The organism is Staphylococcus sp. SUC_1.2 (genome assembly GCF_026222585.1).
The window spans coordinates 1-21,485 of sequence record NZ_JANJPM010000021.1 but is presented as its reverse complement, the minus strand read 5'-3'; the positions used below and the strand labels follow the sequence as shown (position 1 = coordinate 21,485).

Annotated in this window: 24 protein-coding genes; 17 read left to right on the top strand and 7 right to left on the bottom strand. The window is 28.9% G+C overall.

The genetic code is table 11. The annotated features are described in order from the left end of the window. Positions 1-230 precede the first annotated feature (230 nt). The gene (locus tag NR218_RS08295; RefSeq protein ID WP_017174644.1) at positions 231-1,256 is read right to left on the bottom strand and encodes a threonine aldolase family protein; all 1,026 of its coding nucleotides are present in this window, start codon (positions 1,254-1,256) and stop codon (positions 231-233) included. A gap of 224 nt (positions 1,257-1,480) precedes the next feature. Here NR218_RS08295 and NR218_RS08290 point away from each other — a divergent pair, with 224 nt between their 5' ends. The 6 genes from NR218_RS08290 (at position 1,481) to NR218_RS08265 (ending at position 6,631) form a co-directional block, all read left to right on the top strand. Further along, the gene (locus NR218_RS08290; protein WP_017174645.1) at positions 1,481-1,675 is read left to right on the top strand and encodes a hypothetical protein; all 195 of its coding nucleotides are present in this window, start codon (positions 1,481-1,483) and stop codon (positions 1,673-1,675) included. A 32-nt stretch (positions 1,676-1,707) separates the two neighbouring features. Continuing rightward, entirely contained in the window at positions 1,708-3,189 is a 1,482-nt protein-coding gene (gene cls, locus NR218_RS08285) for a cardiolipin synthase (RefSeq protein WP_017174646.1), read from the top strand. Positions 3,190-3,331: 142 nt separating this feature from the next. Then, a complete protein-coding gene (locus tag NR218_RS08280; protein WP_017174647.1) occupies positions 3,332-4,210 on the top strand; it encodes an ABC transporter ATP-binding protein in 879 nt (292 codons plus the stop codon). Then, a complete protein-coding gene (locus NR218_RS08275) occupies positions 4,203-4,937 on the top strand; it encodes an ABC transporter permease (RefSeq protein WP_017174648.1) in 735 nt (244 codons plus the stop codon). Before NR218_RS08280 ends, NR218_RS08275 begins: the two co-directional genes overlap by 8 nt. Further along, positions 4,938-6,032, top strand: a complete 1,095-nt coding sequence (locus tag NR218_RS08270) for a sensor histidine kinase (protein WP_017174649.1) — start codon at positions 4,938-4,940, stop codon at positions 6,030-6,032. Continuing rightward, on the top strand, positions 6,029-6,631 hold the full coding sequence (locus NR218_RS08265) for a response regulator transcription factor (protein ID WP_017174650.1): 603 nt from the start codon (positions 6,029-6,031) through the stop codon (positions 6,629-6,631). Before NR218_RS08270 ends, NR218_RS08265 begins: the two co-directional genes overlap by 4 nt. Positions 6,632-6,736: 105 nt before the next feature. On the opposite strand, the gene NR218_RS08260 is transcribed toward NR218_RS08265, so the two are convergent. Then, on the bottom strand, positions 6,737-6,928 hold the full coding sequence (locus NR218_RS08260) for a hypothetical protein (RefSeq protein ID WP_017174651.1): 192 nt from the start codon (positions 6,926-6,928) through the stop codon (positions 6,737-6,739). Positions 6,929-7,096: 168 nt separating this feature from the next. Here NR218_RS08260 and nucI point away from each other — a divergent pair, with 168 nt between their 5' ends. Continuing rightward, positions 7,097-7,642, top strand: coding sequence for a thermonuclease NucI (gene nucI, locus NR218_RS08255; protein WP_017174652.1), 546 nt, complete (start codon positions 7,097-7,099; stop codon positions 7,640-7,642). Positions 7,643-7,693: 51 nt separating this feature from the next. Here nucI and NR218_RS08250 read toward each other — a convergent pair whose 3' ends face one another. After that, the gene (locus NR218_RS08250; RefSeq protein WP_017174653.1) at positions 7,694-8,551 is read right to left on the bottom strand and encodes a hypothetical protein; all 858 of its coding nucleotides are present in this window, start codon (positions 8,549-8,551) and stop codon (positions 7,694-7,696) included. 318 nt (positions 8,552-8,869) lie between these two features. Between NR218_RS08250 and NR218_RS08245 the strand changes: the two genes are divergently transcribed. Then, positions 8,870-9,451, top strand: a complete 582-nt coding sequence (locus NR218_RS08245; RefSeq protein WP_017174654.1) for a hypothetical protein — start codon at positions 8,870-8,872, stop codon at positions 9,449-9,451. Positions 9,452-9,501: 50 nt separating this feature from the next. On the opposite strand, the gene NR218_RS08240 is transcribed toward NR218_RS08245, so the two are convergent. Continuing rightward, complete coding sequence (locus tag NR218_RS08240) at positions 9,502-10,881, bottom strand: aspartate kinase (RefSeq protein WP_019835493.1); 1,380 nt, start codon at positions 10,879-10,881, stop codon at positions 9,502-9,504. 199 nt (positions 10,882-11,080) lie between these two features. Here NR218_RS08240 and NR218_RS08235 point away from each other — a divergent pair, with 199 nt between their 5' ends. Genes NR218_RS08235 through NR218_RS08220 form a run of 4 tightly spaced genes read left to right on the top strand, consistent with a single transcriptional unit; the run spans position 11,081 to position 15,198 of the window. Beyond that, positions 11,081-12,358, top strand: coding sequence for a homoserine dehydrogenase (locus tag NR218_RS08235; protein WP_017174656.1), 1,278 nt, complete (start codon positions 11,081-11,083; stop codon positions 12,356-12,358). 5 nt (positions 12,359-12,363) lie between these two features. Continuing rightward, positions 12,364-13,425, top strand: coding sequence for a threonine synthase (gene thrC, locus NR218_RS08230; protein WP_017174657.1), 1,062 nt, complete (start codon positions 12,364-12,366; stop codon positions 13,423-13,425). A 1-nt stretch (position 13,426) separates the two neighbouring features. Next, positions 13,427-14,344, top strand: coding sequence for a homoserine kinase (thrB, locus tag NR218_RS08225; protein WP_017174658.1), 918 nt, complete (start codon positions 13,427-13,429; stop codon positions 14,342-14,344). 50 nt (positions 14,345-14,394) lie between these two features. Beyond that, on the top strand, positions 14,395-15,198 hold the full coding sequence (locus NR218_RS08220) for a Cof-type HAD-IIB family hydrolase (RefSeq protein ID WP_017174659.1): 804 nt from the start codon (positions 14,395-14,397) through the stop codon (positions 15,196-15,198). Between the two features lie 83 nt (positions 15,199-15,281). On the opposite strand, the gene NR218_RS08215 is transcribed toward NR218_RS08220, so the two are convergent. Continuing rightward, a complete protein-coding gene (locus tag NR218_RS08215) occupies positions 15,282-15,596 on the bottom strand; it encodes a hypothetical protein (protein ID WP_017174660.1) in 315 nt (104 codons plus the stop codon). A gap of 136 nt (positions 15,597-15,732) precedes the next feature. Further along, entirely contained in the window at positions 15,733-17,181 is a 1,449-nt protein-coding gene (locus NR218_RS08210) for an amino acid permease (RefSeq protein WP_019835492.1), read from the bottom strand. Positions 17,182-17,430: 249 nt separating this feature from the next. Here NR218_RS08210 and rpmG point away from each other — a divergent pair, with 249 nt between their 5' ends. The 4 genes from rpmG (at position 17,431) to NR218_RS08190 (ending at position 20,233) form a co-directional block, all read left to right on the top strand. Beyond that, complete coding sequence (gene rpmG, locus NR218_RS08205; protein ID WP_001265708.1) at positions 17,431-17,580, top strand: 50S ribosomal protein L33; 150 nt, start codon at positions 17,431-17,433, stop codon at positions 17,578-17,580. A gap of 171 nt (positions 17,581-17,751) precedes the next feature. After that, the gene (rpsN, locus tag NR218_RS08200) at positions 17,752-18,021 is read left to right on the top strand and encodes a 30S ribosomal protein S14 (protein WP_002449108.1); all 270 of its coding nucleotides are present in this window, start codon (positions 17,752-17,754) and stop codon (positions 18,019-18,021) included. 194 nt (positions 18,022-18,215) lie between these two features. Further along, entirely contained in the window at positions 18,216-19,193 is a 978-nt protein-coding gene (gene guaC, locus NR218_RS08195; protein ID WP_017174662.1) for a GMP reductase, read from the top strand. A 14-nt stretch (positions 19,194-19,207) separates the two neighbouring features. After that, positions 19,208-20,233: a CAP-associated domain-containing protein gene (locus NR218_RS08190; protein ID WP_019835491.1), complete on the top strand. Its 1,026-nt coding sequence runs from the start codon at positions 19,208-19,210 to the stop codon at positions 20,231-20,233. Between the two features lie 205 nt (positions 20,234-20,438). Here NR218_RS08190 and lexA read toward each other — a convergent pair whose 3' ends face one another. Beyond that, positions 20,439-21,059: a transcriptional repressor LexA gene (gene lexA, locus NR218_RS08185; RefSeq protein ID WP_002449099.1), complete on the bottom strand. Its 621-nt coding sequence runs from the start codon at positions 21,057-21,059 to the stop codon at positions 20,439-20,441. A gap of 143 nt (positions 21,060-21,202) precedes the next feature. Between lexA and sosA the strand changes: the two genes are divergently transcribed. Then, on the top strand, positions 21,203-21,436 hold the full coding sequence (gene sosA / locus NR218_RS12690) for a DNA damage-induced cell division inhibitor SosA (protein WP_017174664.1): 234 nt from the start codon (positions 21,203-21,205) through the stop codon (positions 21,434-21,436). Positions 21,437-21,485 lie beyond the last annotated feature (49 nt).

The window sequence follows — 21,485 nt, the reverse complement described above, 5'->3', positions numbered from 1 at the left end:
AAAAAATATTCTTTATATACTTCTCGAAATTTTCTAGTTTGATCATAGATTGTTTAGCTTTTTTTGTTTTTTCATGTTCGTCTACCACTAAATATTTTTTCATAATATATAGCTCCTATTTTTATTAAATATATCAATAAAACCTATATGAATTATAAAAATATTATGTAAACATAAAAATATAGACCCGAAGTATGTCACCTTAAGGTCTATATTAAATAAGTTTATAATTAAATTAATTCTAAAAGTTTGTCAACATTTTCCTCAGTTGTGGCCCAACTTGTTGCGAATCTAACAACGCGATGTGTATCATCGTATTTTTCCCAAATTGCAAATTTCACTTTACTCTGAAGATCTTTAATCTTATCATCATTTAATACGAAAAACTGTTGATTAGTAGGAGAATCAAAATATACTTTATATCCTTTATTGATAAATCCTTGCTTCATTTTATTCGCCATATTAATAGCATGTCGACTAATATCAAAATACAAGTTATTAGTAAATAATTCTAAAAATTGAATACCAACTAAACGTCCCTTAGCTAGTAGGGCACCATGCTGTTTAATACGTGTAGTGAAGTGTTTAGGTTCATTATTGTTTGTAAATACAATCGCTTCACCACATAGTGCACCAATCTTTGTACCACCAATATAAAAAATATCACAGTAATTAGCAATATCTTCAATTGTGACATCTGTTTCATTACTCATCAAACCATAACCTAATCGGGCGCCATCCATAAATAATGGAATATGATGTTCCTTACAGACTTCTGATAAATTCCTAAGTTCTTCTTTACTATAAAGCGTTCCATATTCAGTAGGATGAGAAATATACACCATACCAGGAAATACCATATGTTCACGTTTGAAATCATTATAAAAAGTTTCAAGATAGGTATTTACTTCTTTAGGTGAAATCTTACCTTCATGAGATGGTACTGCTAATACTTTATGACCACTAAATTCTATAGCGCCCCCTTCATGTACTGCCACATGACCTGTATCTGCTGAAATAACCCCTTCATATGGCTCTAATACAGTATTAATAACAACTTGATTTGTTTGTGTACCACCAATTAAAAAGCGAACAGTGGCTTCAGGACATTGAATCGTTTTTCGAATTTGATCAGCGGCTTGTTTTGAAAATTGGTCATCCCCATAACCCGAAGCTTGAATATAATTTGTATCAATAAAACGTTGTAAAACTTTTGGATGTGCACCTTCTAGGTAGTCATTTTCAAAAGATATCATCGAATTCCTCCCTAACTTCCTTATGCTTATTCTAAACTGATTATTCTGAAAATTTGAATAGAATGTATTTAGTATACACTACCTTTTTAGTAATGTGAATTTAAGAGAATAAAAATAAATATGTAAACGCTTTTAAAAGACGTCCTATTATCATTGCAATTTAGTTGATAAACACATGTAAAAAGACTATGATTTAAACAAATATATGAAATGGAGTGTTATAAATGAGTAAAGTAAAATTTAAAAGAATTCAAGAACAAACAATTGAAGAATTGGAAAATGAAATTAATCAATATTTAGCAAGTGAAGAAGGTCGTCGCTATGAATTATTAAATGTTTCAATTGATAAAATTGAAGAACGCCAATTTCCTAACAATGAAGAAATATTAAGTGCCTTTTTAATATTAGCCGATAAATAAAAGTTGAATTTGAGAAGTAGGAGTTTAGAATTATGATAAGTCTTTTTGGCCCTAAAATTGGCACAATATTGAATATAATTTTAGTGCTTGGATTTTTAGGCAATTTAGTGTTGGCTTTTATTTTAATTTTTTTAGAGCGTAACAGACGTAGTGCATCTTCAACATGGGCCTGGATATTTGTATTATTTGTATTACCAGTGCTTGGATTTATTCTTTATCTATTTTTCGGTAGAACTGTTTCAAAAAGAAAAATGGAAAAAAATAATGGTAAAGAGCTAGATGTTTATAAAGATTTGATTGATGAACAAGCTCATAAAATTGATCATTACAACTATCATACAGAAAACAAGCAGCTACAAAATCATCAAGATATGGCAAGAATGCTATTAAAGAAACAAGATGCTTTTATTACTGAAGACAATAAAATTGATTTATTTATTGATGGTCATGAATTATATGACAAAGTACTCGAAGATATTTATAATGCGAAAGATTACATACATTTAGAGTACTTTGGATTTGAAATCGATGGTCTAGGAAAACGAATTATCGATGCCCTAGAAACAAAGTTAAAAGAAGGTTTAGAAGTTAAATTACTTTACGATGATGTGGGTTCAAAAAATTTAAAACGTCACAAATTTAAACATTTTGAATCATTAGGTGGAGAGGTAGAAGCATTTTTTGCATCTAAACTACCAATTATTAACTTTAGAATGAATAATCGTAACCATCGTAAGATTATTGTTATTGATGGTCAAATCGGGTATATTGGTGGATTTAATGTAGGTGACGATTATTTAGGTTTAGGTAAACTAGGATACTGGAGAGATACGCATTTAAGAGTACAAGGTGATGTTGTAAATGCACTTCAAATTAGGTTTATTCTTGATTGGAACTCTCAAGCACATCGTCCACAATTTGAATATGATGATAAGTATTTTCCTAAAAAGAAAGTACAGGATGGTCATTCAGCCATTCAAATTGGTTCAAGTGGACCTGCATATGAATTACACCAAATTGAGTTTGGATATACCAAAATGATTATGAGTGCGAAAAAATCTATTTATATTCAAACACCTTACTTTATACCAGATCGATCTTACATTAATGCATTGAAAATGGCAGCAAATACTGGTGTTGATGTTAACATAATGATTCCATGTAAACCGGATCATCCATTTGTCTACTGGTCTACATTTTCAAATGTTGCTGAATTGCTTGAATATGGAGTAAAAGTGTATACGTATCAAAATGGATTTATACATTCTAAAATGTTAATGATTGATGATGAAGTCAGTAGTGTAGGTTCATCTAATATGGACTACAGAAGTTTTGTATTGAACTTTGAAGTTAATGCATTCGTATATGATGAACAATTAGCTAAGAAGTTAAAAGAGGCGTATAAAGAAGATATAAAAAAATCTAAACAACTTACACTTGAGAAATATAAAAAACGACCATTATCAATTAAATTCAAAGAAGATATTGCCAAATTATTATCACCAATCTTGTAAAAATAATAAAACCGACAAAGCTTTGTGCTTTGTCGGTTTTATTAATATGACAAATGTCATTTGAAAATAGTGACATTTTTATCTGAAATTATAACTTGTTTGTTGATAAATTATTTATATTAACAAAAGGAAGTGATGAGTTATGATTCAAATTCGACATTTATCCAAAAAATATAATGGAAAAACAGTATTGAAAAATATATCACTAAATATAGAAAAGGGTATGAGTACTGCATTAATAGGAAAAAATGGAGCCGGAAAATCAACTTTAATTAATATTTTAATTAATCATTTGAAAGCAGAAACGGGAGAAATTATAGATATAGATCATTTATTAAATTTAAATCATATTGGTGTATTATTTCAAAAAACGTCTTTTCCTAGGTTAATAAAAGTAAAAGAATTATATAAATTATTTTGTCAACTATACAAGGATGCAATTTCGATAGATGAATTTAAAAAAATTACAAAATTGAATGATAGCCAATTGAATCTGTATGCAAATCACTTATCTGGTGGACAACAACGAATATTAGATTTTGGGTTATGTTTAATAGGAAAACCAAAGCTTCTCATTTTAGATGAACCTACTGCAGCTATGGATGTTGAAATGCGAGAACATTTCTGGACAATGATAGGGAAATTAAAAAAAGAAAATGTATCTATTTTTTATACTTCTCATTATATTGAAGAAGTAGAACGAATGGCAGATAAAGTTATATTTCTTGATCAAGGCATTATTAAGTTAAATGATTCACCTAGAAATATATTAACCAACCAACAATATTCAATAATTAAAGTACCAAATACAGTAGACAATAATTTACAGAATTTAACAAATTATTTTGATGTAAAAATTGAAGATACTATTTTAAAAATTAAAACATCTGATGTTAAGAAAGTAATATATTATTTGGAAAAATTAAATATAAATTTAAATGACATGACTATTGAAAAGCAAACATTGTTAGAAACAATTTTATTTGCTGATGTAAAAGAGGGAGGGACTAAAAATGAATAATATCGCTTTATTAAAAACAGAATTTAAAATTATTTTTCGAAAGAAACTAACAACATTCTTATCAATCATATTACCGGTAGGCTTTTATTTATTATTTACTTCTTTACTAGACTTACCAGAAGAGGCGAAACAGCAGTTCTATAAAGAATATATGTATAGTATGACAGTGTTTAGCTTGATGAGTTTTTGTTTAATGCAATTTCCTATAGAGATTATTGAAGAAAGAAACACAGGTTGGTTTAAACGATTAATGGTAACGCCTTTATCTAGTAAAACCTATTTTACTACTAAAATGATAAAAACAATATTGTTATTTTTATTGGCTATTATTTTGATTTTTACTGTTGCTCATCTATATAAACACGTAAATATGAGTATACAACAATGGTTGCTTTCAGGTGTTTCATTATGGATAGGTGCAAGTTTATTTTTAACATTAGGACTAATCATTGCTCAATTTAATGAAACACAAAAAGCAAGTAGTTTAGCCAATATAGTTAATATGGTATTAGCGATATTAGGAGGATTGTGGTTTCCAATTCAAACATTTCCGAGTTGGTTACAAAGAATTTCAAATATTACTCCAACATATCATTTGAAAAATTTTGCATTAGAATTAGCTAAAAATCAAGGTTTAAATATTACTTCATTATTTATTTTAATTGTATATAGTATACTATTTTTAATTATTACAGTGTGGATCAATCACAGAAAAGAAGTGAGTTAGATGAAAAAAAGAAAATGGAGCGTTAGATTAGGAGAGCTGTCTACGCTTATATATTTGTTATTTCCAATTATAAGTATCTTTAATGAAAAACGAGGTTCTCAAACTGTATATTTAATTGTTTTAGCTATTTTTATTGTGTCATATCTTATGCTAGTAATATATTATTATCGATTTAACAATAACGTAATATATAGCCTATTAGTGGTTCATTATGTAGGAATTATATATTTTGTTTATGCAATTAATCCAATGAATAGCTTATTCTTTTTCTTTAGCGCATTTGCATTACCTTTTATGTTTGAAGTAACAATTAAGTCAAAAGAATTTATCACATTTATAATTGCAATATTTTTATGTCTTATAATTACAAGTATTTATCAAATACAATATATAACTGTATTAGTTATCTTTTATTTAGTTATTTTAATTATTACTTTAGGGAATTTTAAAACTAAAAAAGATGGAGCATTAAAAAATGAAATAGAAGAGAAAAATAAGTATATTAATACATTAATTGCAGAACAAGAACGTCAACGTATAGGGCAAGATTTACATGATACACTAGGTCATGTATTTGTAAGTCTTAGTTTAAAATCAGAATTGGCATATAAGTTGATTGATAAAGATCAAGAAAAAGCTAAAAATGAAATATTGGCGATTAATCAGATATCTAAAGATACCTTAATTAAGGTAAGAAATATTATTGAAAATTTAAAATCTCAAAGTTTTGAAGAGGAAGTTCAATCCATAAAAAATGTTTTAAAAGATGCAAACATTCAATTTGAATTAAAAAATATAAGAAAGGTAAATGTTTTAACTCCAACAAAGCAATCGATACTATCAATGATTTTGAGAGAAGCAATCAATAATGTCATTAAACATGCAAAGGCTAGTAAGATTTATTGTGAAATGATACAAGAAGATAATAATCTATACCTAATTATTCAAGATAATGGAAAAGGTTGTAACACCACTGAAGACTTTAAATTAAAAAGTATAGAAAATAGAGTTCAACTTCTTAAAGGAAAATTAGAAATTAAATCTAAAAATGGTATGCATATACGTATTATGATACCAAGAGAGGATATTAAATGATTAGCATTATAATAGCTGAAGATCAATATATGTTGAGAAAAGCGATGGTTCAACTGATTGAATTTAACGAGCAAATGAAAGTAGTTAATGATTGTAATAATGGGGGTGACGCATTTGAGTTTATTGAAAAATATCATCCAGATATTGCAATTTTAGATATCGAAATGCCAGGGCTAACAGGTTTAGAAGTATTATCTAAAATAAGAGAATTTAAAATTGATACTAAAGTAATAATTGTAACTACATTTAAAAGACCAGGTTATTTTGAAAAAGCTGTGGCAAATGAAGTAGATGCTTATGTATTAAAAGAACGTTCCGTAGAAGATTTAATACAAACTATTAAACATGTCATGAATGGTGAAAAGGAATATAGTACTTCATTAATGACTACTTTATTCAAAGAATCTAATCCCTTAACACATAAAGAACAAGTGGTATTACGTGAAATTGGAGATAATTTAAGTAGTAAAGAAATTGCAGAAAAACTTTATCTTTCAGATGGGACAGTGAGAAATTATACGTCTAATATAATTGATAAATTAAATGCAGAGAATCGATTTAATGCTTGGAAGAAAGCAAAGGAAAAAGGCTGGATATAAAAAGTAAGAAAAATATTTAAGGAATGTATAAAAAAGACTGAATTGAATAATATTTAATGTTTTCAATTCAATCTTTTATTGAGAGTGACATTGTATGATACTCCCTTATTTACCTTTTCGTTTACGTATAATACTTTGAATAATATAAACAATAAATCCAACTAAAATGCCTAACAATACTGCTATAACAACCGAAACAATAATAGGCAGTTTATAAACGATTTGTAAAATAACGCCAACGATAATAGCAATTACGACAGCAATCATCGTGACTAAATTTTCATTACGTTCGCTCATGTATTTCACTCCTAACATGTATAATTATATCATGTTGAATATCAATTAATCATTTTTTGAAAATAAATTCAATATAGGTAGACTTTTTAGGTCGAAAGTATTGATTGATTATTAAATACATATTATATATTATATTTGAGTATTAAAAATATAATATAGGAGGCACCTATGAATTCAAAGAAAAATTTAACAATAATTGTTCTTGCTATCATTGTTATTGGCGTATTAGCATTTCAATTTTTAAATCATACAGGGCCATTTAAAGACGATAGTCAACATTCTTCATCTAATTCAACACAGATAGAACTTAAAGGAAAAGAAAAAGTCCACGTTAATCGGGTTGTAGATGGAGACACATTTGTGGCTAAGAAATCAAATGGTGAGCAAATTAAGGTACGTTTAATTGGTGTTGATACACCAGAAACGGTTAAACCTAACACACCAGTTCAACCTTATGGAAAAGAAGCTTCTAATTACAGCAAACAACATTTAAATAATAAAGATGTGTATTTAGAATATGATAAGGAAAAAGAAGACCGTTATGGTCGTACATTAGCCTATGTATGGTTAGATGAAAAAACAATGTATAACGAAGAATTAGTTAAAAAAGGATTAGCTCGTGAAAAATACTTCTCACCTAATGGTAAATATAGAAGTACATTTGAAAAAGATGAACAGCAAGCTAAAAAAGATAAAGTGAATCTTTGGAGTTAAAAAATGAGTATGGGAGAACATTCGTCAAGAATGTTCTCCCATACTCATTTTTTAGTTATGAAAGTTTTCAACAATAGTATTAACTTGAGTTTCAGATAGAGGGTGTTTAGATAATTCAATAGCATTATTAATAACAGATTCTAAAGAAGATTTAGTGGATACTGTATCAATATATTTTTCTCTTTCTTCAGCACCTTCAATTATATTAACACTACCATCACTAAAATAAATGACACCAATACTTTGAACTTTATGATTAAAATATTTTTCAATGCCATCTTTTAAGATTTTTGCGTTAATAGCGGCTTGTTCATAAGGGTCATGTTGATAAAACTCATAGATAACTCGATTGTTTTGAATTTTTTCAATAAAAGTATATATTTCATTACGATTTGAATCAAATTGACTATGATATTGTTTACTAATATAATGCCCTACAATTTGTTCTACACTTTGATTATCACCCTCTAAGTGATCAGAAGTAGGTAAATCAAAATGATAAAATGTTTTTTGTTTCCAACTTTTAACGTCAATATTAATAAGACCTACGTCAGACACAACTATATAGTCAAATGTTCTTGCATACTCAAACAGTGGATGTTTAGTAGCTAAATTACTAGTCGTAATAATATTATAATATTTTAATTTTCCTAAAGCTTTAAAACGGTCTAAGATATCTTGTAATTCACGTTTAGCATTACGTTTGGAATGAGGACTAATCTCGTTATTAGAACTTAATATTTTATTTTTAAGTTCTAAATTTTCTTTACTGAGTAAAGAATTTTTAGAGACCATTTGATTTTTAGCGTAAACTTCAGTATCTATTCTATCTTGCATGTATCTTTGATTGAGTACAAATGCAAGTATAAGAATAACAATAATAATAATTAGAATAATCGTATGTGTCATATGCTCACCTCCTATTTAATATTTGTAAATTAGAAGATTAATGATTAAATTAATTTTCTATAGAAATCAATAATTAATTATAAACAAAATATATTTATTGTTCAATAAACAAAAAATGATAATTTAAGTTGAAAAAGAACATAATAACAGGATATAATTTATTCATTATTATAAATATAAAATTGTGTAAAATTATATCTCACACCCTAAAGAAGAATTAGAAGATTTACAAATTTTTCACAAATTAAAAATTGAAAACATTAAATTGTGTCTGTATAATTAACTTATGAAAGCGTTTCCTTTAAGGAGGACAGTTGTATGTCTCATCACCAAAATCATGTAGAAGAACTAGTTGGAATATTAAAAAATCAATGCCGTACAGCATTCAAATTTCACGGTGAAGTTGCTATTCAACTATTTTTAAATGAACTTTTTGAATTACCTTCGAAAGTCGATATTTGTGTAGAAAGAAAACGAATAGTAGAGGTTTTAAAAGTTATTCCTTCAAGTTATACATTTAAATATTATGATACGTCCAATCATAACATGGATAAAGATAATTTAGATATTCCATCTATTTCTCATATAAACGTTGTTAATAATGATAAAGTTATTTTAAGTATTTTTATTTATGATGTTATAAATGAGGAATGGATATTTAGACTAAACACTAATATCCGATTACCTAAAAATAGTATTTATTTTCATTCATTAACCTGGGATGTCGATTATATCAAACCTGAAATCGTATTAATGTATGATTTACTAGATTATCAACAAAACAATTCAGAAGCCAATTATAAGTCAGTTTTAGATGCTCTAAGCTATTATCAATTTGTGATTTTAAAAATGGTAGTGGGAGAGCATAAAATTAAAAAAGCACTTACACAAAAAGTTTAATATAAAAAATCTGAGACAAAATAGATGTCTCAGATTTTTTTATGTAATTGTTATTTAGGACATAAATTTTTTAAGCATACACCATGATAGCAATACTCATAAGTTGATAACACAGCTTTATCTGCATTTTCTCTTGAAATACCAAACATCATAGAAATTTCAGAAGCACCCTGATTAATCATTTTTAGGTTGATATTTGATTCTGCTAGAGCATGTGTGATTTTGTTAGCAGTTCCGACAGATTGAGTCATTCCTTCACCGACAATCATTAAGATGGCAAGGTCATGGTCAATGCTTAATTCATCAATATCACATTTTTTTCTAATCGCACTTAATACTTCATTCTCTTTATTTTTAATTTGATTAGAACGCATTATAATACTAATATTATCAATACCTGATGGCATATGATCGAAAGAGATATGATAGTTTTCTAATATTTCTAAAATTCTTCTTGTAAAACCTATTTGTCTATTCATTAAGTATTTCTTAATATTTATAACTGTGAAATCTTTATCGCAACTAATGCCAATAATTTGATTTTTATCTGTGACTTCACGATCATGGCGAATAAAGGTTCCTTTGTCCTCTGGATGATTTGTGTTTTTTATGACTACGGGTATTCTATGTTTATATAAAGGCTGTAATGCTTCATCGTGAAATACACTAAAGCCGGCATATGATAACTCACGCATTTCTCTATATGTAATTTCTTCAATAAGTTCAGGATTTTCAATTACATTTGGATTTGCCTTAAAAATACCAGAGACATCTGTAAAATTCTCATATAATGATGCTTTAATACCACGCGCTATGATTGCACCTGTGATATCCGAACCACCTCTCGGAAATGTAACAACATAGTTATGTTTAGAAACACCAAAGAAACCTGGGATAATAATTTTTCCTTCAATTTCTCTTAATTTATAAATTTTATCATAAGCGTCTTCTAAAATTTGTGCTTGTTGTGGTAAGTCAGTTACTAAGATACCAGCATCTTTTGGTGAGAGATATGTTGTTTTAATGCCTTGTGAATCGTTGTATTTAGCGATAAGTTGAGCATTAAAATTCTCACCACATGATAACAATGCATCGTATAAACGATCATGCTTATCGTTTAATTGTTTAATGATTGTTTCAAGTGTTTCATCTATTGTTTCTAAGAGTGTAGACTCCATATGTAATTCTTCTAAAATATCTGCATAACGTTGAATAATCTCTCTTTTTTTATCTTGATAATCCAATTGATTGATTACTTTTTCATATAAACGAATAAGTAAGTCAGTCGTTTTAACATCATTCTTATGTCTTTTACCAGGTGCAGATACAATAATAATTTTTCTGTCTGGGTCATCATTGACAATATTTAGGACTTTTTTAATTTGTGTTGCATTTGAAACTGAACTTCCACCAAACTTAGCAACTTTCATAAAATTTACCAACCTTTCTAAAAAATCAGAAAATTCTATTTAATTTCCTGATACTACATGATAATATATATCTACATATTCACTTTTTCTTTTAAAAGTCCTATTCAATTAATTTGATTTAATAGTATAATAAATTTAAGTGTTTTTCAATAAAACAATTGTACTTCTCAATAATACAAATGGGAGGAAGATAAAAATTATGAAGGAATTAAACGTCGCGTTACTAGGGTTAGGAACAGTAGGCTCAGGTGTAGTAAAAATTATTGAAGAAAATCGACAACAAATTAAAGATACTCTAAATAAAGATATTGTTATTAAACATATTTTAGTAAGAGATACCACTAAAAAAAGACCTATTAATATTAGTCAATATCATTTAACAGAAGACATTAATGAAATTTTAAACGATGATGATATTGATATCGTTATAGAAGTAATGGGAGGAATTGAACCAACTGTTGATTGGTTAAGAGAATCTTTAAAAAGAAAAAAACATGTCATTACAGCAAACAAAGATCTACTTGCTGTGCATTTAGAATTACTAGAGAATCTAGCAGAACAACAAGGCGTAGCCTTAAAATTTGAAGCAAGTGTTGCAGGTGGTATTCCCATTGTTAACGCGATTAATAATGGGTTAAATGCTAATAATATCTCTAAATTTATGGGAATTTTAAATGGTACGTCAAATTTTATTCTTTCAAAAATGACGAGAGAACAAACTTCATTTGAAGATGCACTTGCTGAAGCACAAAGATTAGGATTTGCTGAAGCAGATCCTACTGATGATGTAGAAGGTATTGATGCAGCTAGAAAAGTAGTGATTACGTCTTATTTATCATTTAACCAAGTAATTAAGTTAAATGATGTGAAAGTAAAAGGTATCAGTAAAACAACATTATCTGATATTAATGTAGCTGACAAATTAGGTTATAAGATTAAATTGATTGGTAAAAGTACATATCATCATAGAGAAGTTAATGCATCCGTTGAACCAACCTTAATACATAAATCACATCAGCTTGCAGCAGTAGAAAATGAATACAATGCAATTTACGTTATTGGAGATGCTGTAGGGGATACAATGTTTTATGGTAAAGGAGCAGGTAGCTTAGCTACTGGTAGTGCAGTAGTGAGTGATTTATTAAATGTAGCACTCTTCTTTGAATCAAATTTACATACACTTCCACCTCATTTCGAATTAAAAACAAATAAAACTCGAGAATTAATGGATAATGGTGACGCAATTGCTATTGGAGAAAAATTAAATTACTATGTTGTCATTCATAGTGATGAATCAATTGATAAACTTAAAGATCAACTTAAATCAGATTTACCATTCCACAAATCACTTCAAATAGAACAACGTGATTCTAGTTCTTATGGAGTTGTGGTTATCGGATTAGACCAATCACCTGAATCACTACTTAGTAAAGCAAATTACAACATTGAAAAAATTTATCCAGTTGAAGGAGTTTAATAATTATGAAAAGATGGCAAGGTTTAGTAGAAGAATTTAAAGATTATTTACCGGTGAATGAAGATACACCTAAACTTACTTTAAATGAAGGACATACACCACTGATTCACTGTGCTAATATATCAGAAATGCTAGATATTGATTTATATGTTAAATATGAGGGTGCTAATCCAACTGGTTCTTTTAAAGATAGAGGAATGGTAATGGCTGTAACAAAAGCGAAAGAACAAGGTAAAAAAGTGGTGATTTGTGCTTCAACAGGAAACACTTCTGCCTCAGCAGCAGCTTATGCTGCACGTGCAGGTTTAAAAGCAATTGTAGTGATTCCCGAAGGAAAGATTGCTTTAGGTAAACTTTCGCAAGCGGTCATGTATGGTGCAGAAATTGTCTCAATTGAAGGTAACTTCGATGAAGCATTAGAAATCGTTAAAGAGATTGCACAAAATGATGATGATATTGAATTAGTAAATTCTGTTAATCCATTTAGAATAGAAGGACAAAAAACAGGTGCATTTGAAATTGTCGAACAATTAGAAGAAGCTCCAGATGTTCTAGCAATCCCAGTAGGAAACGCAGGAAACATTACTGCTTATTGGAAAGGCTTTAAAGAGTATCATGAGAAAAAAGGAAGTCAACTTCCTCAATTATTTGGTTTCCAAGCAGAAGGAGCCTCACCAATTGTTCAAAATAAAGTCATTAAAAATCCTGAAACAATCGCTACAGCAATCCGTATCGGTAATCCAGCAAGTTGGAAAAAAGCAACTGTTGCGTTAGAAGAATCAAATGGCCTCATTGATAGTGTGACTGATGATGAAATTTTAGAAGCATATCAATTAATGACATCTAAAGAAGGTGTATTTAGTGAACCAGCAAGTAATGCTTCAATTGCTGGTTTAATCAAATTACAACGTGCTGGAAAATTGCCGAAAGGTAAAAAAGTAGTAGCAATATTAACTGGTAATGGACTAAAAGATCCAGACACTGCTATCTCAATTTTAGATAATCCAATTCAACCGCTTCCAAACAATAAAGAAAGTATTATCAATTATATTAAAGGAACACTTTAATATGAAGCCATCACTTCACCTGAAAATACCTGCATCAACTGCTAACTTAGGAGTAGGATTTGATTCTATTGGTATGGCAATTAATAAATATTTATACCTATATGTTGAGGAAGCGGAAGGCAGTAACTGGGAATTTAAATATTTAAATGAAGAGTTAGACTCATTACCGAAAGATAAAAGTAATTATGTCTATAAAGTTGCACAACAAGTAGCTGAAAAATATAATGTAACTTTACCTAATTTAAAAGTGTCGATGAGAAGTGAAATTCCATTAGCAAGAGGGTTAGGATCATCTGCATCCGCTTTAGTTGGAGCATTATATATCGCTAACTACTTCGGTAATATTCAATTATCTAAGTATGAATTACTACAACTAGCTACTGAAATAGAAGGGCACCCTGATAATGTAGCACCTACAATTTATGGTGGATTACTCGCAGGATATTATAATCCTGAAACCAAAGAGACAAATGTGGCACATATTGATATACCTGATGTAGATGTAATTCTTACTATCCCAACATATGAACTCAAAACAGAAGACTCACGTAGGGTACTTCCAGATAATTATTCTCATGAGAAGGCAGTTCAAAATAGTGCGATTAGCAATACAATGATTTGTGCATTAATTCAACATAATTATGACCTTGCCGGAAAAATGATGACACAAGATGGTTTTCATGAACCTTATCGTCAACACTTGATTCCTGAATTTGAAAAAGTAAAAGTACTATCCCAAAAATATGATGCTTATGCTACAGTGATTAGTGGAGCAGGTCCAACGATATTGACATTGAGTCGTAAAGAAAAAAGTGGAGAACTTGTTAGAACATTAAAATCAGAAATAACAACTTGCGATTCTGAACATGCAACAATTAATAATGTAGGTGTTATTGAAGAAGTTGTGTATCCTTCATAAAATTATTGTAAAATAGATAAGAGCAAAAATGAAAGGAGAGCAACTAAGAAATGAGTAACTATAAAATGATTGTTATGGATATGGATGACACTTTAATGACAAGTGATAATGTAGTTAGTCCTGAAACCAAAGACTATTTAATTCAACTACAAGAAGAAGGATATAAAATTGTTTTAGCTTCTGGAAGACCAACTGAAGGAATGATTCCAGTAGCTAAAGAATTAAAGTTAGATCATTATCAAAGCTATATCATTAGTTATAATGGCGGTAAAACAATTAACGCTAAAACAGAAGAAATTGAAGTAAGTAAAAGTGTAACTAAAGATCATTTTGATAAAATTACAGACTATTGTCGTAAAAAAGGCTTTTTAACATTAACGTATCAAGACGGACAAATTATCTTTGATACAGAACATGAATATCGTAAAATTGAATCAGAATTAACTGGTCTACCTATGAAACAAGTGGATGATATTAAAGCGTATATTCAGTCTGATGTACCTAAAACAATGGGCGTTGATTATGAAGAAAATATTTCAAAAGCACGTAACGAATTAAATGGAACATTTAATTCTGATATTGATGTGACGACGAGCAAACCTTTCTTCCTGGAATTCATGGCTAAAGATGTTTCTAAAGGTAATGCAATTAAAGCTTTATGCGAAAAGTTAAATATTTCATTATCAGAAGTGATTTGTTTTGGAGATAGCCTCAATGACCAATCAATGTTTAAAGTTGTAGGATATGCTGTAGCAATGGGAAATGCGAGTGAAGAATTAAAAAAAATTGCAGATAAAGTTACATTAGATAATGATTCTAATGGTATACCAGTAGCGCTTAAAGAATTGCTATAAAACATTTATATAAATTAAAAAGGAAGCGGAATGAATTCGTATTGAATCATGTTTCGCTTCCTCTTTTTTATTATCATAACTAATTATTTAGCAGTATGTGTCCAGTCATGTTTACCTTTATTTCTTTTTACATGAGCATATACTTGATCAGCTGCATAATCTAAATTTGTATATACTGTTATTGTATATGCAGATTGGTTAACGTGAAATGGCTCATCTCGAAATACATCTTTTAAGTGTGTAAATAAGTTTTCCATTTGATCATGAGTTAGACTAGGATACTCACGCAATGTACGTTTCAGTAATTGTCCATTTCTTTCTTCTAAAGATTGTACGACAATAACAAAACGTTCATCACTCTTTATTACGTCATCAAATAAATTTGTTTGACCTACCATACTCAGTCACCTCTAAGTCGTTATCGTTATACTCATTATACAAAATAAACGACTATTAGAAAATATACATATTGTGTTTAGGAATAAAAACGGGAGTAGAATTGTATTTAATTCTACTCCTAAATAAACGATGATATTAATCATGATAATGATGGGTTGTAAGATCCATGTGATCTAATTTTACAAATTTAGTTTTACGAATCAATTTATGCACGATAAAGATAATTGCTAAGACAATTAAAGGCATGATATTAACAAAAAAATCGCCTATATTACCATTAAATAAATCACCGATAGAATTACCAAGGTATAAGAAAATTAATGTAGCAAACACAATGATAGGGCCTAGAGGGAAAAGTGGTGATTTGTAAGGCAATAATGTGTTAATATCTTTGCCTTGACGTTTAATCCCTCTACGTAAACGTATTTGAGCCCATGCACTTATTGCCCATACAATAATTACTAAAGAGCCAATGATATTTAACAAGCTAAATACTGCATTAGCATAGAAATTAGCTAGAATAATAATTGCTACTACTAAAATGTAAGTAGTGACTATTGAACGCATCGGTAATTTCGTTTTATTATTTAATTTACTTAAAAACTTTGGTGCTTGCTTTTCATCACTCAAAGAGAAAAGCATTCTACTTGTTGTATACATTCCAGAATTCGCTGCAGATAGTAACGATGTAAGAATGACAGCATTAATAATTGATGCTGCAAATGCTATACCGATTCGATCGAAAACTATAGTAAATGGACTTTGAGATACCGATTGATTTTTATTTAATAATAAAGGATCAGTATAAGGAATAATAGCTGCAATGACGACAATAGATAAAACATAAAACAATAAAATTCTCCAAAATACTTGCTTAACAGCCCTTGGCATAGTTTTTTCAGGATTATCAGATTCACCTGCAGTGACAGCTACAACTTCCGTACCACCCACAGAAAATCCTGCTACAAGTAATACTGCTAAGAAACCAGATAAACCACCTACAAAAGGTGCTTCACCTTTGGTATAATTCTCGAATCCATATGTATGTCCACCAAGAATACCAAAAATCATTAATATACCAACAACAATAAATACAATAATTGTGATTACTTTAATTAATGATAACCAAAATTCTGTTTCGCCAAATGCTTTAACAGTAAAGATATTTAATAGGAATATAATCGTTATAAAAATTAAACTCCATACCAGAGGACTGAAAATTTTAAATACATCCCAATAAAATAAAACATTAGAAGCTACCATTACATCAACGCTTGATACTAAAGACCATAGAATGTAATACAACCATCCCATTGTAAAACCGATAGACGGATCAATGAAACGGGTAGCATATGAACTAAACGAACCAGATACAGGATAAAATGTAGCAAGTTCTCCAATAGACGACATTAAAAAATAAAGCATGATTCCTATCAATAAATAAGCTAAGATAGCTCCTCCAGGTCCTGCCTGAGAAACGACACTACCTGTAGCAACAAAAAGTCCAGTACCTATTGCGCCTCCGATAGCAATCATAGATATGTGTCTTGACTTAAGACCGCGTTTCATATTGTTATCTTCCATATAATATCTCCTAAATTAAAATTTAAAATATACAAATCATTTTAATCGTTTTAGGTCAAGTATTCAATAACTTTTGAACAATTTGTTTTAAAAATTTTAAATTTTCTGATTTTTTAAAACGATTAGTTTTTGGTACGTAGAACGAAACTGATTAAATTAAAAGAAACTTATTGCGTAAAAATAAAGGATATGATAGAATTTTAAATCGTAAGAATTCCTAATTATATATAACAAGAAAGGATGTTATTGATGCGCGTTAATGTAACTTTAGCTTGCACTGAATGTGGCGATCGTAATTATATTACAACAAAAAATAAACGTAATAACCCTGAGCGTATTGAAATGAAAAAATATTGCCCAAGATTAAATAAATACACGCTACACCGTGAAACTAAATAATTCCTTATCTTTTAAATACGACAAAAAGATAAACTATTATAGACTCATACATGTTTAAGATGAATAACATGTGTGAGTCTTTTAATTTTAAAATAATTGTCTTTGTAATTTTTTAAAAGTATGTTAAGATATAAAACGTAATTATTACGATTTGTAAAAAGGAGATATTATATGGCTAAAAAATCTAAAATAGCTAAAGAATTAAAAAGAGAAAAATTAGTAAATCAATATTATGAATTACGTAAAGAACTGAAAGAAAAAGGAGATTATAAAGCATTAAAAAAATTGCCAAGAGATTCATCTCCAACTCGTTTAACAAGAAGATGCAAAGTTACAGGACGCCCAAGAGGTGTAATGAGAAAATTTGAAATGTCTAGAATTGCATTTCGAGAACATGCTCATAAAGGTCAAATTCCTGGTGTGAAAAAATCTAGTTGGTAACTGAAACTAATACTTTAGTCCATTTACATTGTATTTAAAAAATTGTAAAGTATATAAGGATATAAATAATAAGAGCGAGGAAAAGGTGATTTCTCGCTCTAGATTACGTTATAAATGATTTTTTAAAGCGTCAGATATTTTATTTATGTCTACAGTGTCTTTTTAATTTTTAATGTATAGGGGAAATTTAAAGTATGAAAATTTTTGATTATGAAGATATTCAATTAATTCCAAATAAATGTATTGTTAATAGTAGATCTGAATGTGATACAACTGTACAATTTGGACCTAAAACTTTTAAGTTGCCAGTGGTTCCTGCTAATATGCAAACAGTTATGAATGAATCTTTAGCTGAATGGTTTGCAGAAAATGATTATTTTTATATTATGCATCGTTTTGATGAAGCAGGTCGCATACCTTTTATAAAAAAAATGCAAAATAAAGGACTTTTCGCTTCTATTTCAGTGGGTGTAAAGGAAACTGAATTTGAATTTATAGAAAAATTAAAAACTGAGCATTTAATACCTGAATATATTACAATTGATATCGCCCATGGTCATGCTAATTCGGTTATTAATATGATTAAACATATTAAAAAACATATTCCTCAATCATTTGTTATTGCTGGTAATGTAGGAACGCCTGAGGGAGTAAGAGAATTAGAAAATGCTGGTGCAGATGCTACTAAAGTTGGTATAGGACCAGGACGAGTGTGTATTACTAAAATTAAAACTGGATTTGGTACAGGAGGATGGCAATTAGCTGCATTAAACATTTGTAGTAAAGCTGCACGTAAACCAATTATTGCTGATGGAGGTATTAGAACACATGGTGATATCGCGAAATCTATTCGTTTTGGAGCCACTATGGTTATGATTGGTTCATTATTTGCAGCGCATGAAGAATCTCCTGGCAAAACAGTTGAGTTAGATGGTAAACGTTATAAAGAATATTTTGGTAGTGCTTCCGAATTCCAAAAAGGAGAACATAAGAATGTTGAAGGGAAGAAAATGTTTGTGGAACATAAAGGTTCATTAAAAGATACCTTAGTTGAAATGCAACAAGATCTTCAAAGTTCAATTTCCTATGCTGGCGGCAAAGATTTAAAATCACTAACTACTGTTGACTATGTTATTGTAAGAAACTCAATTTTTAATGGTGATAGAGATTAATATATATTTAGTAGGTGAATGTTATTAAAAAATTCCTTTTATTTACTGCAATATTTCTGTTATTTATCATTATAAAACCCATCGAAGAAAACCAGTTTTTTATTCATTTGCAAAATAATGTAAGAGATAAAGTAGAAGTTTTATTAAATGAAGATACAAGCTATAAAAATAATGTGCTTAAAGTTCCAAAAAAACAAGAATTCGCAGTTAATAATATTCAATTAAATATGTCACAAAAGGAAGTAGAAAATAAGATAGGGCGACCAAAAAGAGTGACTTCAAATGAATATGGTACAAAATGGTACACTTATTATAATGATGATTATCAAAATTTTTTAATGGTAAGTTATATTAATAATAAAGTTAATGCTTTATTTAGTAATCAAAACATTATAACTTCTAAATCTAAAATTAAATATAATACCCCTAAAAAAGTGGTTGAACAACGTCTTGGTAAGCCAGTAGATAAAATTGCAAAAGGACGTAATCGTTTTGTTGTAAAAAATGATGAATATGATGTTTTTTATAAAGATCACATTTATACAACTGCATTTTACGATAAACATAATAAAAATAACTTAACAGGGTTGTTGCAAGTGAGTGAATCGATGGAAAACCGATTACAAAAGCAATATGGTGCACCTTCTACAACGCTAGAAAAAAGCTTTGAATATCAAAACTTTGATTTAGTTAATGCAGAAAGAAAACAACACGGATTAAATACATTGGATTACTCTAAAAAAATATCTAATACTGCAAGAAAACATAGTGAAGATATGGTTAAAAATAATTATTTTGAGCATACTGATTTAAATGGTCATTCACCTTTCGATAGAATGAAACGTGATGGTATACAATTTAATGCTGCTGCTGAAAATTTAGCTTATGGTCAACAAAGTAGTATTTATGCTCACGAAGGACTTATGAATTCTCTAGGACATCGGGAAAATATTTTAAATACACACGTTAATACATTAGGTGTAGGTGTAGATTTTAATAATAAGCGACAACCATTTTGGACAGAAAACTATGCTGGATAATGTTTGATTTATAATATATAGGGGTATGTTCTTTTTGCAAGGAAGTTGATATTATGCCTACAAAGAAAAATAAGAAAAAAGATATACTTGATAAAGTTAAAGAGATTTTAAATAAAAAATAAAACTAGAAGTGCTTAGGCACTTCTAGTTTTTTGTATATTAAACATATATATAAGAGATTTTAACGTAACAAACAAGAGATAAACTACAATTCTCTATAAAGACCAATAACTTTACCGATAACTGTTACATTATCTAAGTAAATAGGACTCATAGCACTATTTTCTGGTTGTAAACGATATCGATTTTTTTCTTTAAAAAAACGTTTTACAGTAGCTTCATCATCTTCAGTCATTGCTACGATAATATCTCCATTTTCAGCAATAGTTTGGCTTCTTACAATTACTTTATCTCCGTCTAAAATACCCGCTTCAATCATACTTTCACCGATAACATTTAAAATAAACACATCACTATTGTGTGTGGATGTTAAATGTTCTGGTAATGGAAAGTATTCTTCTATATTCTCTACTGCTGTAATTGGAACTCCAGCTGTAACTTTACCGATAACAGGAACATAGATAGTTTCTTCTCTAGTCATATCATTATTTTGATCACTCACGATTTCAATTGCTCTAGGTTTAGTAGGATCTCTTCTAATATATCCTTTTTCTTCTAATCTAGATAAATGACCATGCACAGTTGAACTTGAAGCAAGACCAACAGCTTCACCAATCTCTCTTACACTTGGTGGATAACCTTTTATTTGAACAACATGTTTAATATAATCATAAATCTCACTTTGTCTTTTAGTTAACTCTCTCATATATAGGCACTCCCTAAGTTTATTTTAATATAGTATAGCATTTTTTGATTTTTTAAACAAACATTTGTTCGTAATACTATTGACTAGGAACACTCGTTCTGTTAAAGTATTTATACAAACAAATGTTCTAGGAGTGAAAATAAATGCTTAGTAATTATACTAGTAATATCATTAAAAATATAATTGTTCTAGTAGTATCTTGCATCGTTTTTCTGGTGTTTTTTACTAACTTATATCAGAACGCTCATACGGAACACATGTACGAAATTACCGATCATACGATCCCTAAAAAAGCGATTTTAAACGATGATTATAAGAACGATATACCCGATAATACAGAACAAACAGACTATAAAGTGTTCGCCTTAGTTAAATAAATATTTAAGAGATATAGATAAAAAGTTATTACTTCTAAGAAATGGGAAT